2 protein-coding genes are annotated in these 1276 nt (G+C 59.2%); one reads left to right on the top strand and one right to left on the bottom strand.

Features of this window, described 5'->3' with window-relative positions; genetic code table 11:
• A partial coding sequence (locus tag MAXJ12_RS34145) for an ABC transporter substrate-binding protein (RefSeq protein WP_050899023.1) occupies positions 1 to 761 on the bottom strand: 761 nt, incomplete at its 3' end.
• A gap of 164 nt (positions 762 to 925) precedes the next feature.
• On the opposite strand from MAXJ12_RS34145, the gene MAXJ12_RS34140 reads away from it, so the two are divergent.
• Positions 926 to 1276: class I SAM-dependent DNA methyltransferase (locus tag MAXJ12_RS34140; protein WP_008840830.1), on the top strand; the 351-nt coding region annotated here is incomplete at its 3' end.

Here is a 1276-nt window from a genome sequence, read left to right as displayed (position 1 = left end):
TCCCAATTACCGCCCGTCACAATCACCTGGTCGGGATTGCTTGCGATGATCTGTTCGGGATTAAGCGCGCCAAAGGTGCCCGGGATCAGCTCCGCCGCGATATTCCGGCCGCCGGCCATCTCGACGAACTTGCCGAAATTGTCGTTGCCGAAGCTCATGCAGCAATCGTCGGAATAGCCCCCGGCGCGCTCGATGAAGACGGTCGGGCGCTTTGGATCATTCTTTGCGATCACCTCGGTGACCCGTGCGATCTGGGCCGCGCGGTAGGCGATGAACGCCTCGGCCCGCTCTTCCTGGCCAAAGAGCTTGCCGATGAGGCGCATGCTCGGCTCGGTGTTGGTGAAGGGATGCTCGCGGAAGTCGACATAGACGACAGGAATGCCGACGGCGGCGAGCTTTTCGATGTATTGCGCGTCTTCGGTCGCCTGCTTGGACTCGATGTTCATGATCATCACGTCCGGCTGAAGCGCGATGGCCTGCTCGACATCGAGTGTGCCGTCCTTGAAACCGCCGAAGGTCGGGATTTCCGCCATTTTGGGGAATTTTTCGAGGTAAACGGCGTAATTGTCGGGGTCGGCTTGGGAGAAATCCTGGCGCCAGCCGACAATCCTTTTGAATGGGTTGTCGGTATCGAGCGCGGCGATCAGGTAGATCTGCCGGCCTTCGCCGAGGATGACGTTCTCGACCGGCGTCTTCACCTCGACCGTGCGGCCGGCGATGTCGGTGACGGTCTCGGCGTGCGCGCCGTAGGTTAGTGGCATGAACGCCGCGAGGGCGACTGCGGCTGCAAATATCGACTTCAAAATCATTTGTGCTCTCGCAAATTCAGTTTGCAGGCCCGGCTTAGAAAACATGAATTGCGTAATCAAGAATTATCTTTTAGAGCAATTCCAATTTACCGCTTTTGGGGAGAGCGTTTCGGGCGATGACGGCTCACGCAAACTATTCGTTGCGCGACGAAATCCGGGATTATTGGTCCGACCGCGCAGAGACGTTCGACCTGCAAGTCGGCCACGAGATTTTTTCCGAGCAGGAGCGCGCCGCCTGGCATGCGCTCATAAGCAGGCACCTTGGACCCGGCGCCGGGCGGGCGTCTCTGGATCTCGCCTGTGGGACAGGCGTTATTTCGCATCTGATGCACGATCTGGGATTTGTGGTGACGGGCCTCGACTGGTCGGAAGCCATGCTCGCCAAGGCGCGCGCCAAGGCACAAAAACGCGGCGCTGGTATACGCTTCATCATAGGGGATGCCGAGCGGACGCTTGAGGACAGAGCG

Source organism: Mesorhizobium alhagi CCNWXJ12-2 (assembly GCF_000236565.1).
Classification (GTDB): Bacteria; Pseudomonadota; Alphaproteobacteria; order Rhizobiales; family Rhizobiaceae; genus Allomesorhizobium; species Allomesorhizobium alhagi.
Note: the sequence above shows the minus strand (reverse complement) of the source record. Positions and strands in the feature narration are given on the sequence as shown.